We start from the raw sequence: 15,819 nt of genomic DNA, 5'->3' as shown, positions 1-15,819 counted from the left end.
GATGACACGTTCCACCGCCTCGCCCCCGTTCATCGCGAGGCTGCTGATCGTCGGCTCCGGCATCATGAGCCTGGCGAACTCGTTCACCGTTCCGTTCCTGGCGGTGTTCCTGCGCAGGGAGTTGGGCCTCGCGCCGTCGACGGTGGGTTTCATCGTCGGTTCGTCCGTGTTCTTCTCGGTCTTCGCGGGCTTCGTCGGCGGTTCGCTGTCCGACATCCTGGGCCGCGCCCGGCTGCTGCTGTTCTCCCTGCTCGGCGTCATCGCGTCGTTCATCGGCTTCTATTTCAGCCATCACGTCCTGGCCGTGTTCGCCTGCAACGCGGCGATGTCGATGAGCGCGGCCTCGTTCAGCCCGGTCGGCAAGGCGATGCTCAGCGACGTACTGCCCGACCACAAGCGGGTGAAGTGGTTCTCGCACCAGTACCTGGCCCTCAACATCGGCTTCGCCGTCGGCCCGCTCATCGGCGGTTTCGCCGGCCTGTCCGGAGGGCGGACCGCGTTCCTGGTCTCGGCCGCGGTGTACGCCTGCTACCTCACCCTGCTCGGGTTGAGTCTGCTGCTGAACCGCGGTGCGCGGGCGGCGGGCGGGGCCGGGGCGGCGCCGGACGCCGAGCGTTTCGGGGCGGTGACGCGCGGTCTGCTGGGCAGCGCGCGGGTGGTGGCAGCGGACCGTCTGCTGCTGTGCTTCATCGTGGCGGGGCTGCTCCTGGAGGCGGTGCACGGCCGGATCTCGACGCTGCTCGCCCAGCATTTGGCGATCGGCTTCGACAACGGGACGACCATCCTCGGCTACCTGCTGACCACCAACGCCGTGACGGTGGTGGGCTTCCAGATGCTCGCCTCCCGTTTCGCGAGCAAGCGGGAGCCCGTCACGTCGATCACCATCGGCGGGCTGCTGCTGTTCGGCGGCATGGTGGGCTTCGCGGCCTCCGCCGAGCCCTGGCAGTTCGTGGCGTCCATGGTGGTCTTCTCGGTGGGCGAGACGTTCATCATCCCGTCCGAGTTCGCCATCATCGACCGGATCGCGCCCGAGAACGGCCGCGGCAGCTACTTCGGCGCCCAGACCTTCACCCAGCTCGGCGGGTTCGTGGGTCCGTCCGCCGGCGGTCTGCTGCTGGCCGGGGCAGGAGGCACCGCGATGTTCCTCGGGGTGGGCTCCTTCGCGCTGGTCAGTGTGGGCATCTACCTTCTCGTCAGGCGGCGGATCCCGGTCCCGGCCGCACCGCGTGGCACGGACAAGGAGGAGACGCATGAGCCCGCGTGAGGAACTGGTGCGGCACGGCCTCAACCTGGCGGCGCTGCCCAGCCGTTGGGCCCACGCCGACCACGGGAGTCTGCGGCTCGCCGGGATGCTGCGGGGCGCCGCGGTCCGGCGGGACGGGCGCGGGGTGCCCTGGGTCGATGCGGACAACGAAAGGGACCTGTACTTCGCCGCCGGGTTCGCCCAGGCCCAGGACCGGCTGTGGCAGATGGACGTGCTGCGCCGCCGGGCCCGCGGCCGGCTGTCGGAGGTGTTCGGGGCCGCGACCGTGCAGGAGGACGTGCGGGCCCGCAAGCTGGCGCTGACCCGGGTCGCGCGCCGCTCCGAGGAGTTGCTCGGGGCGGAGCACCGGGCCGCGCTCGCCGCCTTCAGCGCCGGGGTGAACGCCGCGGCCGACCGGATGCGGCGGCGCGGCGGGCTGCCGGTGGAGTTCCTGCTGCTGCGCTACCGGCCTGCCCGGTGGACTCCGCTGGATTCGATCCTCATCGTGAAATACCTGGGCTTCGACCTGGCCGTGAACATCAAGAACGAGGTGTTCAGGTCCCGCCTCGCGGCCGAACACCCCGAGTACCGTGCCGCGTTCACCGAGCCCAGGTACCCGGCGGACGGGCCCGTGACGGTGCGCAGCCGCAGGCCCCGTACCCGGTCCGGCGCCGCGCCGGTGCCGCCCCCGGCGATCGGCTCGCTGCCGCGGGAGTCCCGGCGGTGGCTCGACGGGCTGCTGGACGGCGAGCACCCGATCGGCTCGAACGCCTGGGCCGTGTCCGCCAGCCGTACGGCATCCGGACACCCGCTGCTGGCCAACGACCCGCACGTGCCCTTCACCCAGCCGAGCCTGTGGTACCAGATGGGCCTGCACCTCACCGGGGAAGACGGGGAAGGCGCCTTCGGGTACGGCGTCACGGTGCCCGGCGTCGCGGGCCTGATCGCGGGCGCCAACCGTCAGCTGGCCTGGGGCATCACCAACTCCACGGTCGACACCCAGGATGTGTGCGTGCTGCCGCCCTCGCCCGCCGAGACCTGGCAGGAGGAGAGCACGGTCGGCGTCCGCGGTGGCGCCGCCGTCCCGGTGCGGGCGGCCGGTGGGGCCCGTTACGTCGCCATGGATCCGCCGACGGCAGGCGACGAGGAGCGGTACGGCCTGTTCTGGAGCGGTTTCGAGCCGTCGACGGAGGTCGCGTGCTGCCAGCTGATGTGGCGGGCGGGCGGCCCCGGGGAGTTCCGCGAGGTGCTGCGTGGGTTCGGGGTGCCGGTGCTGAATGTGGTCCTGGCCTGCCAGGACGGCACCGTATCCGTCAAAACCGCGGGTCACGTCCCGGCGCGGGTGCCCGGCAGCGGGCGCGCCCCGGCGGAGCAGGAGCAGGTCGCGGCGTCCTGGCACGGTTTCCTCGACTTCGACGACCTCCCGGAGGACGCCGATCCGGAACGGGGTTACGTCGTCTCGGCCAACCACAAGATGCTGCCCGACGACGACCCGGTGGACGTCGGAGCCGACTGGGTCGCCCCCTACCGTGCCGAGCGGATCGAGGAGTTGATCACCACGGCGCCGGAGATCACCCCGGAGGCGTGCGGCCGGTGGCAGGGCGACCTGGCCAACGGGCGGGCCGCAAAGCTGCTGCCCACGCTCCTCGCCGCGCTGGCCGACGATCCCCCGGCCGAACCGCTCGCGGCGGCCTGCCACCGGCTGCTGGCGGACTGGGACGGGCACGATCACGGTCAACTGGCCGCGCCGCTGGTCTTCTTCCGCCTCCTCCAGAAGCTGACGGACCGGTGGGTGCGCGACCGGCTCGGCCCCGACCTGGCGGCGGCCATGCCCGATGTGACGCTCCAGGTCGACCATCTCGTCACCACCGCCGACGCCAGGGCAGGGCTCGGCGAACCCGACCCGCTGCCGGTGGTCGTCCGCCGGGCGCTCACCGAAGCCGCCGCCTGGATCGCCGATGAGCAGGGCACGGAACCCGAGCGCTGGCGCTACGACCTGACCCACCGGATCAGCGACCGGCACGCGCTGGCGAAGGCGGTACCGGCGCTGGGCTCCTTGTTCGGCGGTGTCACGACGCCGTCCGGCGGCAGCGGGCACTCCGTCTGCCTGATGACACCCGACCGTACGGGCACGGTGGTGGAGGGGGCGCCCTGGCGGTTCGTCGCCGAGCTGCGGCCGGACGGGCCGCGGCTCTGGGACGTGCTGCGGCACGGCAGTTCGGGGCATCCGCGCTCGCCCCACTACGACGACCAGACCCCGCTCCACGCCGCAGGCCGGCTGTACCCGGTCCGGCTTGAGGGCCCGCGGCGGGAAGCGGCGCGCCTGCTGACGCTGCGTCCCCGGGGCGGAGCGACCGCGTGAAGGAGAACGGAAGCGGCCCGGCGCACGTCCCGAACCGGGCGGGCATCGTCCGTTCGCTGTCCCTGCACGCTCCGCTGCGCAGGACACCGCACCGGATGCTGCGCGCGATGCTGGAAGCGCTGCCCAGTGACGGTCTGCCCGATGACCCGGTCGCCGAGCTGGAGCGCCGGATGTGCCGGCTGCTCGGCACCGAGGCGGCGCTGATGTTCCCCACGGGCACGATGGCGCAGCAGGTGGCGCTGCGGCTGCACGCCGAGCGACGCGGTACCCGTACCTTCGCCGCCCATCCGCTGACCCACCTGGAGGTCTGGGAGGAGCGGGGGTACGCGGCGGTGCACGGGCTGCGGTTCCGGCCGGCCGGCGACCGCGACCGCCTGCTGACCACCGCCGATCTCGACGCGGTGACGGAGCCCCTCGCGGCCCTGCTGCTGGAGCTGCCCCAGCGTGACATCGGCGGCCAACTGCCTTCCTGGGACGACCTGGTGGCGCAGGTCGCCTGGGCCGGGGAGCGGGGCGCGGCGGCCCATCTGGACGGTGCCAGGCTGTGGGAGGCGCAGCCGTTCTACGGGCGCCCGCACGCCGAGATCGCGGCGCTCTTCGACACCGTGTACGTCTCGCTCTACAAGGGCCTGGAGGGCATCCGCGGCGCCGTCCTGGCCTCCGATGCCAAGACCATCGACGAGGCCGCGCTCTGGCGGCACCGGCTCGGCGGCACCATCGACGACGCCTGGCCGCTCGCCGCTGCCGCCCTGGTCGGTCTTGACACCGTGGCGGGCCGGATGTCCGTCTTCCGTGACCACGCGGTGGCGGTCGCCGCGGCGCTGCGCGCCGACGGAGTGGTCCGTGTGGTTCCCGACCCGCCGCAGACACCGTTGTTCCACATCCATGTGCCCGCCGCCCCGGAGGCGACCGAGGACGCCGCACAGGAAATCCTGCGGGAGCACGGTGTCCAGCTGTACCTGAGACTGCGGACCTCCCCGTACGAGGGCCACTGCTCCTTCGAGGTCTGTGTGGGGGAAAACGCAATGGAGTTCGCGCCCGGTGAGGTGGCCGCGCTGACGCGGGATCTCGTGCACCGGGCGCGCCGTACCGGAGGTGCCCGATGAAGGACGTCGAGACGTACACAGCCCCGGAGTTCGTCCGGTCCCCGGCGCTGCGCGCGCTGGAGTGCATCCAGTGCTCTGCGCAGTACCCGGTGGGCGACCATCCCCGGGGCTGCCCCGCGTGTGACGCGGCCGGGCGCAACGCCAACCTGTTCTGCGTGTACGACGAGCGTGCGGACGGTCTGGAGGACCGGCTGCCGTACCGGAACACGCCCGCTCTGGGCGAGGGCGGCACGCCGCTGCTGCGGCTGCCGTGGCTGGCGGGCGCCTCCGTCAAGAACGAGGCCGCGAATCCCACCGGCTCGCACAAGGACAGGTTCGCCGCGATGGCCGTGGCACACGCGGCGGCTTCGGGTTTCGACGCGGTCGCCATCGGCTCGTCGGGTAACGCGGGGATCGCGCTGGCCGCCTACGCCGCCGCTGCGGGGCTGCGCTGTACGGTCGCGGGCTTCAGCCGGCTTCCGGAGGCGACCCGGCAGCACCTGACGGATCTGGGTGCGGACCTCCGGCTCTTCGACACGGACCGGGAGCGCGTCGGGTGCGTACGCGAACTGGGCGCGCGGCCGGACACGTTGGCCGTGTCGAACATCGCGACGCCGTTCGTCGGCTGCCATCCGGTGGGCATCGAGGGCTACAAGCGCATCTCCTGGGAGATCGCCGATCAGGCGCCCGCCGAGGTCCGCCACGTCGTCCTGCCCACCTGCAGGGGTGACCTGGCCTGGGGTGTCCACCGGGGCTTCTGCGAGCTGAGCGCGCTGCGGGGGACGCCGGTGCCGCGGCTCCACCTGGTGGAACCGATCCCCCGCCTCGCCGCGGTGCTGGACGGCGCGCCGGTCACCGGCCACTTCCCCGGCGACAGCGGACGGCTGTACTCGATCGGCGGGCACACCACGACCGTGCAGGCCCACCGCGCGCTGACCGGTTCCGGCGGGAGTGCCGTGGTGGTGGACGACGCGGCGGCGGACGTGTGGTTCACCCGGCTCTGCCGCCGTGGCCACGTCTGGGAGCGGAGCAGCGCGACCGTGTTCGCCGCGTATGAACGCCTGCGCGCGGACGGGGTGATCGGCGACGCGGAGCACACGGTCCTCCTCGCGACCTCGCACTTCTTCAAGGGGCTCTGACCGCCCCGGTCCCGGCGGTGACGGGGGCACCCACCGGTTTGCTTGCTGGTTACGCGCTCAATAGCATCCCGGTATGCCGTCATCCGCCCCTCGCAAGCGCATCCGGAAGTCGCCGGCCGACCGCCGTGCGGAGATCGTCGACGCGGCAGCCTCGGTCGCGCTGACCGAGGGTCTTGAGTGCGTCACCCTGCGGCGGATCGCCGAACGGCTCACCGTGCGGCCGGGGTTGATCAGCCACTACTTCCCCGCGGCCGACGATCTCGTGGCCGAGGCGTTCGGCAGCGCCGCGAGCGCCGAACTCGACACCCTCCTCCCCGCCGAGCGGCCCGTCGGCACGCCGACGGGCCACCTCGCCCGGCTCCTGGCGCACGCGACGGGAGAGGCGTACGACGACATCAGCCGCCTCTGGATCAACGCCCGGCACCTCAGCCGCTACCGGCCCGCCCTGCGGGAACGGGTCGGCGAGCAGGAGGCCGCGTGGCGCGGTCGGCTGGCCGGCCTGATCGGCGAAGGCGCCGACCGGGGCGAATTCCGCACGGACGACCCGTATGTGACGGCTATTCAGATCCTGGTGGTGCTCGACGGGCTCGGCGCCCACGCCAACACCGACACCGGCAACCGCCCGCCCGCGGTGACCGGCATGGCCATCACCACCGCGGAACGCGAACTCGGCCTACCCACCGGCACCCTCACCCGCCCCGACGGCAGCTCCGACCACCCCCATGGCGACGATCAAAACGGCACACCTACCTAGCCCACCCGGCCCGACGCCGAAGATCTCCACACTTGTCCCGGTTTGGCGAACATCACACGCCGACAAATAGGACAAAGTGCATCAATTCCCCCCATCTCCTCAAAGCGCTCACGCCGACCGCCCGTATGGTCGCCATGTACCACGGAGGACATCCGCCCGCGGCCCGCACCGCCGGCCGGGCGCCCCACCGGTCCCATCCGGACCCGCAGCGCAGCCTCCGACACCCAGCGGACAGGACACACGCCTTCATGCACCGATCACGCACAGCGCGCTGCGCACGGCGCGGACTGGCCGCCTTCCTGGCCGCCGGGGCGCTGCTCACCGGGCTCGCCACCGCCACCCCGGCACTCGCCGACACCTCGACCGCCACCGTGCGGGACACACGGGTCGTGTGCACCTCCCGCACACCGGGCCTTGCGCCCGAGCTGTCGCGGGACATCGCCCGCGCCCTCGCGCCCCGGCACGGCCGTTCCGCGCTCGCCCTGTACGACCGGCGCACCAGGACCCACTGCGAGTTCAAGCCCGGTACGCACTTCGACTCCGCGAGCGTGGTGAAGGTCACGGTGCTCGGCGCCCTGCTGCGGCAGGCCGACGAGGCGCACCGCAAGCTGACGCCGACCGAGGTGCGGCAGACCACGGCCATGATCACCAAGTCGGACAACGACTCGACCTCCGCCCTGTGGCGCCAGATCGGCCCCGCCGGCATCAAGCGCTTCCTGGCCCTGGCCCACCTGCGGCACACCGTTCCGGGCCCCGGCACGTCATGGGGCCTCACCCAGACCACGGCAGGCGACCAGCTCACCTTGATGCGGCTCCTGGACACGGACAACCCGGTGCTCAGCCCGGCCGCACGCCACTACGCACTCGGCCTGATGCGGCACGTCGTCCCCGATCAGCGGTGGGGAGTGCCCACCGGCTCGCCCGCCACGACAACGACGCAGGTCAAGAACGGCTGGCTGCCGCGCGCGACCGAGGGGTGGCGGGTGCACAGCGTCGGCTCCTTCACCGGACACGGCCGCGACTACAGCATGGCCGTCCTCTCGTCAGGCAACCGCACCATGGCCGACGGCATCGCCACCATCGAAGGCGCTTCCCGCGTCATCCACCGCGACCTGAGCGCTACGGCCTCTCCGGCGGCCCGGCGGTAACAGCACGGGCCGCCGACCGGCCCGCGTCAGGTACCCGACAGGGCCGGCGAGCGCCGGCAGGGTCAGCGCCTGCGGCCCGCTGATCTCGGAGGAAGTTCTGGAGGAAGCGGTCGGGCCGCAGCACGGTCAGTTCGGGGACGCTCACGCTGTGCAGCCGTTCGGTGATGAGGTCATGGTCATCGGCATCCCTCCGTCCGCACCGGCCCCTGATCCCCACCCGGCCGGTCGTGATCACATTTCCTCTCCGCCCCAACGGCGCCCGGACACCGGCACATTCCCCGCCGGAGGTGTGCGTACATTTGCCGCCGGTGGCACACGGGCCAGGAGCGGTCGGTGGACGTGCTAGGTATGGGCATGTCGTCAGGAAGTGCGGACCGTTTGCCGCGCCGGTCGCATCGGCTGGGCGTACGAGGAGGTATGTGGTGTCCCCGCAGGAGATGTCCCGGGTTCTGGCCGTCATCGGCGAGTGCGTCGCCGCGGCCCACGAGGGGCAGAGCGGGGCGTTGTGGCGGCTCGCGGAGCGGGACAGGCAGCTCGACGCGAACCTGGTGCGGCTGCCCGGGGGCGGGTCGGTGGCCGCCCATGTCGAGCCCGCGCTGGACGTGTTGCTGATCGTGGTCGAGGGCGCCGGACGGCTCGGTGACGGGGTGACCCACCGGGCGCTTGAGCCCGGGTCCGTGGTGTGGCTGCCGAGGTCGGCGCGACGGGAGCTGTCCGCGGGCCCGGACGGCCTGACGTATCTGACCGTCCACCGACGCCGTCCCGGTCTGAGCATCGGCCGCCGGAGCGCCGGAGCGGCACCCGCATCCGCCGCGCGGGACTGCCCGTCGTGCGGGCGCCCGAGCCGGGAAGCGGAGGCGCGCTTCTGCTGCTGGTGCGGTGCGGAACTGCCGGCCGCCACGGGGACGTGACCGGCCGGCCGGGGGCACACCCGGCGGTACGGGCCGCCGGGCGGACCCTCAGGCGATGACGTTCTCCGGCGTATCCAGCCAGACCCGCTCTCCCTCGCGGGTGACGCTGATTCCGGCGCGCTCCCTTTCGGGCCGGCCGCGCCCCTCCCACCTGCGGTAGGAGCGTTCCGCCTCGTCCCAGAGGTTCCGCGGCCCGTACTGGCCGATCACGAACTCGTCGACCCCTGGCTCGTAGTCGGCGCAGGCCCAGGACCGCCGGTCGTCGCCGAGGATCCAGAGCGTCGACTCGCCGCTGTCGTCGTCCGCCTCGGCGAGCAGGTACCAGGCGTCCGGCAGGTCGAGCCCGACGAAGAACAGTGCCTCCGCGTCGCCTGCGATGCTCAGCGGCGACAGCGGACTCCGGGTTTCCCGCTCCTCGCCGCGGTGGTGCAGGAAGTCGCTGAGGTAGCCGCGGGCGGGGCGTCCGGTACGGGTGCCCATGAAGGCGGGGTAGCCGTGGAACCGGCCGTGGGCCCGGCCGTCGGCGGTCTCCAGCACGGCGAAGCTGTGCGAGAAGAAGCTGCCGCCCCAGGGCGCGACGATCCGGCCGTCAGGGACCTGCTCCACCCACGCATAGGGAATCGGGGAGGTGTAGGTCGCGATCAGCCGGTCGTAGGGGGCACCGTCGGGCAGGCCCTGCTCCCCGCGCCCGCAGACGATCCGCGGACTCAGCCCGGCGGCACGGCAGTTGGCTCTGGCCACGGCGACCAGCGACGGGTCCACGTCGACGGACGTCACGGCGTCCGAGCCGAGCCGGTGGGCGAGCCAGGCGGCGTTCCAGCCGGTGCCGGTGCCCAGCTCCAGGACGCGGTGGCCGCGCTCGGCGTGCAGCAGGCCCAGCATCTCCAGCATGATCGTGGGCATCGAGCTGGACGAGGTCGGCAGCCGGAACGCGCCCTGGGGGGACTCCTGTCCGTCATTGACCTGAGTGATCACCGGCACGTCGTCGTAGACCGCGGCCAGCCACTCCTGTGGGCGCTCGCCGCGCGCGACCGTACGGCCCCGCACCTCGACGGTGTCCGGCAGGAACAGCTCGCGCGGCACGCTCCCCACGGTGTCCGCCCAGCCGGGCGGGATCGAGCCCTTGTCCCCGAGGATCTTCAACAGGCGTGCCGGTGAACTCACGTGCTTACTTCTTCGGCGGGTCGGGGACCGGCTTACGCCACTGCCCGTCCCCCTCGCGAGGGGACTGCTGTTTGTCCCCGTCGGATCCGCCCTTGCCGTCTCCGTGCTTGCCCATGGGCCGCTTCCTTCCCCCGGAAATCAACAAGGGAAAGTCTGACGGACGCGCGGCACGGGCGAAAGTCCGCATCGCGCCACCTCCACGAAGGAGTGACGCGTGGGCCGCCCGCGGCGTGCGGTCCCGGCACCGGGCACCCCGCTCTACGGCTCGTTGATGTGAACAGTTGCCACGATGACCTTCAGGGCAACCGGAAGGGCGCGAAGGGGCAGCATTTCCAAGATCGTTTGAAGTGCACCGCCGGTGAATGTGATGCTGAAACCGGGGCGAATTCCGCCGAGTTGAACAGCGGCCCGGCAGTTCCCGCAGGTATGACGGATTCAGGAGCGGAACGTGGAGCACGGCCTGATGGACGAGAGGCGGGAGCGGGACGGCGCCGGGGAGGCGACCGGTTCCCGGGATCCGGCGGGCCGCACGGCACTGCGGTGCGCTGACGGACCGGCCGTCGTCAGCTTCCGTGCCGGGGAATGGCGGGGGCGCCCCCGGGCCACCTCGGTCCGGGTCGAGGCGGGGACACCGGCACAGGCCGCCGCCCTGCTGCTGCGGGAATTACCCGGCTGGCTGGTGGTCACCGATGACAGTGTGGCCACGGGGCTGATCGATGCGGGGGCCACGGTCCAACGGCGGGCCCACCGTTACGGCTGGGACCTGTCCCTGAACCCGCCCGACCCGGCCTGGCTGCGTCCCGGCCTCGCCGCCCCGCTCGTCCTGCGGTCCGCCGCCGAAACACCGGTGGACAGCCTGCGCGAACTGTGGCTCGCCGCCTACGCGCACGGCCACCCCGACCGGGCGCGCTACGCGCAGGCGGAGGACGGCCTCGCGACCCTCGCGAGCCTGTGGCGGGGTGAACTGCTGGGCCCGGTACTGCCGTTCAGTGCCGTGGCCGCGGACGACCAAGGGCCTGCCGCCGCGCTGACCGTCCACGCGCTGGAGTCGCCGTGGATCACTCAGATCTTCCGGGATCCGGCGCCGCGCGGCCGGGGTCTCGGCTCGGCCCTGATCCGGTACGCGCTCACCGCGGCAGCCGGGAACGGGCTGCGCAGCCTGGGCGCGTCGGTCACCGCGGGCAACGTCAGGTCCGGCCGGATGTTCACCCGCATCGGCTTCCGTCAACTCGGCGACAGCGTCGACCTGACACTCCCCGGCGCCCCCGACCACCCTGCGTACACCACCTGATTGTTGAGAGCACCATGTCTTCCCCCACACTCCTGATCACCGACGGCCCCGGCGGCCCCACCCCTTCCTGGTACCTGCCCCGGCTCTGCCCCCACTACGACGTCCACGTGCTCTGGCACCACGGCCCCGACCCCGCCGTGAACGCGCAGCGCGAGCGCGTCTTCGACGCCTGGTGCACGCACACCGTCGTCCCCGAAGGCGCCGAACTCACCGACTTCACCGTGGAGTACGCCAAGCAGCACGCGGCGGACGGCATCGTCGCGTTCAGCGAGATACCGGTCGTCGCGGCGCACACCGCCGCCGCGGCACTGAGCCTGCCGGGCAATCCGCCCGAGTCGCTGCCCGCCCTGCGCAACAAGCTCCAGCAGCGGTCCAGGCTCCAGGCGGCCGGTGTGCCCGTCCCCCGGTTCGCGGAGGTGCGCACGGCGGAGGAGTTCCGGCAGGCCCGGCGTACGGTCGGCCTCCCCGCGGTGCTCAAACCGGTGGTCGGCGCCGGCAGCATGGCCACCCACGCGGTCGACGCGGAGGACGAAGCGGACGAGATCTGGGCGCGGGCCTGCGAGGCGTACCTCAACGACCCGCGCGGCGGCACCCGCCCCGCGTTCATCCTGGAGCAGCGCCTGATCGGCTCGTCGTGGTACCCGGACACCCGGTACGGCGACCACATCAGCGTCGAATCCCTCGTGCGCCGCGGGGAGATCAGCCATCTCGCGGTGACCGACAAGTTCCCGCTGTCGCCGCCCTTCCGGGAGAACGGCGGCATGCTCCCCTCGGTCCTGCCGCCCGACCGCATCCGGGAGATCGAGGCGCGCACCACGGCGGCCATCAGGGCGCTGGGGCTCACCAACTCCGCGGTCCACACCGAGTTCAAGCTCACCGCCGCGGGACCGATGGTGATAGAGGTGAACTGCCGGATCGGCGGCGGCGCGACCGAAATGCTGCACCACAGCGCCGGATACGACTTCGTCCGGGCCACCGCTGCGGTGGCGACCGGCGGCCCGCTGCCCGCCGCCCCCGAACCGCACCGCTACGCGGGCCGCTTGATACCGCAGCCGCCCGACCACGCCGTCGTCCTCACACGGGTGCCCACCGCCCCCGAGGTGCTGGCCGTCTCGGGCGCCCAGGAAGTCGTGCTGCCGCACCGGGCCGGCGCCCGCCTGTCGCCGGAGAGGGGCAGCACCAACTACCTGGCCGCCGCCATCGCCGTGGCCGACCACCCGGAGCATCTGCTCGACTGCTTCGACCGGCTGACCGCGCCCGGCCTGTTCGCGTTCACCCCGTCCGAGGAGCGGGCGACCGGCTGACCGCGCGGGCGGTGGGCCAACGGGGGCCGTCGACGGGTTCGACGGCCCCCGTCCACGTCTCGGGGTGCCGGGCGAGCACGGCTCCGATGGCCCTCACGCACGGCCGCCTCACCCGTGGGACTCCCCCAGCCGCTCCACTGCGGGACCGTCACCGGTATGACCGCCGCCGATATCGCCGTCACGGACGCGGTCACCGGCGAGCGTACGCAGCAGGGCCAGGGCGTCGGCGGCGGGGCTGCCCGGCTCCGCTGAGTAGACGAAGAGCTGCTGGCCCGGTGCGCTGGTGATGGTGAACGCCTCGTAGTGCAGCCGCAGTTCGCCGACGTCCGGGTGCCACAGGCGCTTGTCCTCACTGGTCCTGGGCCGCACCTCGTACCGGGACCACAGTGACACGAAGGCCGGGCTGTGCAGCGACACGTCCCCGACGACCTCCGCGACGCGCCGGTCGCCGGGGAACGGCGCGGACAGGGCGCGGAGCGTGCTGACCGCGCCGCGCGCCGCCTTCTCCCAGTCGAGGAAGAACCGTCGGGCGAACGGGTCGAGAAAGGTCATCCGCAGCAGATTGTCGAAGCGCGCGAACCCGCCGTAGAGCTGCTCGGCGACCGGGTTGGCGGCGAGGACGTCAAGCGCGGGGCTGAGGACGCAGGCCGGCACGTCCAGGAAGTGGTCGAGCAGGCGCAGCAGTTCCGCGCTGACGGTCGGCTCGGATGTGGCCGCGGCTCCGGACGGCGCCGGTCTGGCCAGCCGGAAGAGGTGCTCGGCCGCGGCTGCGTCCAGGCGCAGGGCCCGTGCGACGGCGTCCAGTACCTGGTGCGACGGGTGCCGTTCCCTGCCCTGTTCGAGCCGGGTGTAGTAGTCGGTGCTGACCCCCGCCGGCAGCGCGACCTCCTCGCGTCGCAGCCCCTTCACCCGGCGGACGGTGTACGACCGCAGTCCCACGTCCTCGGGTGAGAGCAGTTCCCGGCGCGCCCGCAGGAAAGCACCCAGCGCGTTCTCCCTCGTCATGACCCCACGGTAGCCAACCGGCCGCCGCGGCAGCCTGGGTGTACTGCACCCCGGCTGACGGGCCTGATGAGGCCCCCGCCGTCGTTACGTTGGCCGAGCCGGGCGGCCGAAGCGCCACCGGCGTCGTTCAGCGGGGCCCGGCGGCAGGCGCGGGCCCATGTCCCAAGGAGGCATTCATGTCCGAGCAGAAGCACGCGCCGGTGGCGGTCACCGGCGTCACCGGAGCCCTCGGCAGCCGCATCGCCGCCCGGCTCGCCCGACGCGGCGTTCCCCAACTCCTCAGCGGCCGCCGCCCCGAGCGGATGCCCGAACTGCCCGGAGCGGAGCGGCGCGGACCGGCCGCCTACGCCGACGCTCCGGCCATGCGCACGGCGCTCGCAGGCGCATCGACGCTCGTCCTGGTCTCGGGCCACCCGACGGGACGGCGGCTGGAGGAGCACGCCAGTGCCGTCGACGCCGCGCTCGCGGTCGGTGTGACCCGCGTCCTGTACGTGTCCCTGCTGGGCGCCGCGCCGGACGCCACGTACCGCAACGCCCGCGACCACTGGCTGACCGAGCAGTTCCTCGCCGGCTCCAACGTCCGCCACACCGTCTTCCGGGCCGGCTTCTACGCGGCGACCCCGGCGGCACTCGCCGACGAGGAACTCGTCGTGCGCGGCCCCGGCGGCGACGGGCGGGCCGCCTTCGTCACCCACGACGACCTGGCCGCCGTCATCGAGACCGTCGCCACCGACGACGGGCCCGACTCCCCTTACGACGGTGCCGTCCTGGAGGTCACCGGGCCGCAGGCGCTGACCCTCCACGAGGTCACGGCCCGCATCGCCGCGGCGACCGGCCGGCCCTACCGCTATCAGCCCGAGACCTTGGAGGAGGCGTTCGCCCGGCGGTGGCGGCAGGGCACGAGCGGCAAGCAGATCGAAAGCTGGATCTCGTGGTACCTGGCCATCGCCAACGGCGAGCTGTCGGCGGTCACCGACACCGTGCCCCGGCTGACCGGCTCCCCCGCCACCGACGCCTCGGCCGCCGGCTGGTGGCCCGCGCCCAACTCGGCGTGGTGAGGCGGACGTTCCGGCTACGGGGACAGCGGTGCCGGGGGGCTGCGCCACGGCCCTGGCGCCCCGAATCCGGGTCAGTCGCGGAGGAACGCGAGGACGGAGTCCGTCTGCCCGAACAGCGCATGCCCCGCATCGGGCAGGACGTTGACGCGCGCGTCCGGGACGCACTCGCGCACCCGCCTGGCGGTGGCCGCGGAGTCGAACATGGCGTCCCGACCGCCGACGGTGACCTGCACGGGCATGCGGAGCCCGCGCAACGCGTCGTCGGGGAACACGGGCAGCCGCTCGGTGCGCGGCCTGAAGTGTTTGAAGGTCAGCACGACCTGGTCGAGGATCGGCCGGGCCTCCGGCGCCTTCAGCCCCACGACGGCGCACACCGACCGGCGTGCCCCCCAGCGTCCGAACGGGCGCAGCAGCAGGGTCGTGACCAGAACGCTCATCTTCTGCCTCCCCACGCCGCCGGGGCACAGGAGCGACAGCCGCGTCACCCGCCGCGGCCTGCGGATGGCGTAGTCGAGCGCCACCCAGCCGCCGAGGGAGACCGCGACCACCGGGGCGCTCGCGATCCCCAACCCGTCCAGCACCTCGTCCAGCCAGCGCGCGTGACTGTCGGATGCCAGCGGCGGACGGGCGGGCGCGCTCCCGCCCGGCTCGCCGATGAGGTCGACGGCGTAGGTGCGGAAGTGCCGCGACCAGGAGGCGACATCGCCCTGCCAGGCGGTGGCGTTGGCTCCCGAGCCGTGCAGCAGGAGGAGGGGCGGCGCGTCCTGCGGGCCGGAGGCGACGACGAAGGTCTCGCCTTCGCGGGTGGGCACCCGTATGTGCTCGGCGGGGACCGGCCAGGCGTCCAGCGCCTCCCGGTAGCGCCACCGCAACTCGCTCGCGCCGGCCTCGGACTTGTAGACCGTGTTCATGAGCTGAGCACACCTTCCATGTAGTCGAAGAGCCGGGCGGTGTCGCTGAGGCCACCCAGAACGATGACCTTCATCCGGGCCCTGTCCTTGTCGTAGACCGTCTCGATCCGCAGCGGCGCATCACCCGGGCCCCGGTGGGCGGCCGAACCCATCAGGAGGGTGGTCAGGCGGTGGGCCGTCTCGGCGTCGACCGCGTCGATCTCGACGATGCTCGACACCTCGGTGTGCCGCTGCCCCTCGGCGTCCCCATCGGAGCCCGATGACACCGGGCGGCCGGTGAACCCCTCCAGGTCCTCGTGCGCGACGCGGTACTGCTTGCCGATACGGACGGCGGGGAGCCGCCCGTCCCGCACGTAGTTGCGGATGGTGCGGACATGCAGGCCGAGGTGTTCCGCGACTTGTTCCAGGGAATAGAAACGATCACTCACGGAAGTTACTCTATTT

Annotated in this window: 14 protein-coding genes; 10 read left to right on the top strand and 4 right to left on the bottom strand. The window is 72.7% G+C overall.

From position 1 onward, the window contains the following. Position 1 precedes the first annotated feature (1 nt). The 7 genes from ACIBK8_RS09695 to ACIBK8_RS09665 all read left to right on the top strand — a co-directional run bounded on the left by ACIBK8_RS09695 (position 2) and on the right by ACIBK8_RS09665 (position 8,642). The gene (locus ACIBK8_RS09695) at positions 2-1,264 is read left to right on the top strand and encodes an MDR family MFS transporter (protein WP_399041145.1); all 1,263 of its coding nucleotides are present in this window, start codon (positions 2-4) and stop codon (positions 1,262-1,264) included. Next, on the top strand, positions 1,251-3,605 hold the full coding sequence (locus ACIBK8_RS09690; RefSeq protein WP_399041144.1) for a penicillin acylase family protein: 2,355 nt from the start codon (positions 1,251-1,253) through the stop codon (positions 3,603-3,605). The genes ACIBK8_RS09695 and ACIBK8_RS09690 overlap by 14 nt, the downstream gene beginning before the upstream one ends. Continuing rightward, a complete protein-coding gene (locus ACIBK8_RS09685) occupies positions 3,602-4,711 on the top strand; it encodes a threonine aldolase family protein (RefSeq protein ID WP_399041143.1) in 1,110 nt (369 codons plus the stop codon). The genes ACIBK8_RS09690 and ACIBK8_RS09685 overlap by 4 nt, the downstream gene beginning before the upstream one ends. Then, entirely contained in the window at positions 4,708-5,829 is a 1,122-nt protein-coding gene (locus tag ACIBK8_RS09680) for a pyridoxal-phosphate dependent enzyme (RefSeq protein ID WP_399041142.1), read from the top strand. The genes ACIBK8_RS09685 and ACIBK8_RS09680 overlap by 4 nt, the downstream gene beginning before the upstream one ends. 73 nt (positions 5,830-5,902) lie before the next feature. Beyond that, a complete protein-coding gene (locus tag ACIBK8_RS09675) occupies positions 5,903-6,583 on the top strand; it encodes a TetR/AcrR family transcriptional regulator (protein ID WP_399041141.1) in 681 nt (226 codons plus the stop codon). Between the two features lie 248 nt (positions 6,584-6,831). Next, positions 6,832-7,731, top strand: coding sequence for a serine hydrolase (locus ACIBK8_RS09670; protein ID WP_399041140.1), 900 nt, complete (start codon positions 6,832-6,834; stop codon positions 7,729-7,731). Between the two features lie 437 nt (positions 7,732-8,168). Next, positions 8,169-8,642: a cupin domain-containing protein gene (locus tag ACIBK8_RS09665; protein WP_399041227.1), complete on the top strand. Its 474-nt coding sequence runs from the start codon at positions 8,169-8,171 to the stop codon at positions 8,640-8,642. Between the two features lie 48 nt (positions 8,643-8,690). Here the strand turns inward: ACIBK8_RS09665 and ACIBK8_RS09660 are convergent, their stop codons facing one another. Then, positions 8,691-9,806, bottom strand: coding sequence for a methyltransferase domain-containing protein (locus tag ACIBK8_RS09660; RefSeq protein WP_399041139.1), 1,116 nt, complete (start codon positions 9,804-9,806; stop codon positions 8,691-8,693). Positions 9,807-10,254: 448 nt separating this feature from the next. Here ACIBK8_RS09660 and ACIBK8_RS09655 point away from each other — a divergent pair, with 448 nt between their 5' ends. Continuing rightward, entirely contained in the window at positions 10,255-11,097 is an 843-nt protein-coding gene (locus ACIBK8_RS09655) for a GNAT family N-acetyltransferase (protein WP_399041138.1), read from the top strand. A gap of 14 nt (positions 11,098-11,111) precedes the next feature. Further along, on the top strand, positions 11,112-12,401 hold the full coding sequence (locus ACIBK8_RS09650; protein ID WP_399041137.1) for an acetyl-CoA carboxylase biotin carboxylase subunit family protein: 1,290 nt from the start codon (positions 11,112-11,114) through the stop codon (positions 12,399-12,401). A 108-nt stretch (positions 12,402-12,509) separates the two neighbouring features. On the opposite strand, the gene ACIBK8_RS09645 is transcribed toward ACIBK8_RS09650, so the two are convergent. Continuing rightward, a complete protein-coding gene (locus ACIBK8_RS09645; RefSeq protein ID WP_399041136.1) occupies positions 12,510-13,406 on the bottom strand; it encodes a helix-turn-helix domain-containing protein in 897 nt (298 codons plus the stop codon). Between the two features lie 176 nt (positions 13,407-13,582). Between ACIBK8_RS09645 and ACIBK8_RS09640 the strand changes: the two genes are divergently transcribed. After that, entirely contained in the window at positions 13,583-14,464 is an 882-nt protein-coding gene (locus ACIBK8_RS09640) for an NAD(P)H-binding protein (RefSeq protein WP_399041135.1), read from the top strand. A gap of 71 nt (positions 14,465-14,535) precedes the next feature. On the opposite strand, the gene ACIBK8_RS09635 is transcribed toward ACIBK8_RS09640, so the two are convergent. Beyond that, positions 14,536-15,375, bottom strand: a complete 840-nt coding sequence (locus ACIBK8_RS09635; RefSeq protein ID WP_399041134.1) for an alpha/beta fold hydrolase — start codon at positions 15,373-15,375, stop codon at positions 14,536-14,538. After that, a complete protein-coding gene (locus ACIBK8_RS09630; protein ID WP_399041133.1) occupies positions 15,372-15,803 on the bottom strand; it encodes a helix-turn-helix domain-containing protein in 432 nt (143 codons plus the stop codon). The genes ACIBK8_RS09635 and ACIBK8_RS09630 overlap by 4 nt, the downstream gene beginning before the upstream one ends. Positions 15,804-15,819: the final 16 nt, after the last annotated feature.

The organism is Streptomyces sp. NPDC050161 (assembly GCF_044460025.1).
Lineage (GTDB): Bacteria > Actinomycetota > Actinomycetes > Streptomycetales > Streptomycetaceae > Streptomyces.
The sequence above is the reverse complement of the archived record's forward strand: the minus strand, read 5'-3'. Positions and strand labels throughout refer to the sequence as shown.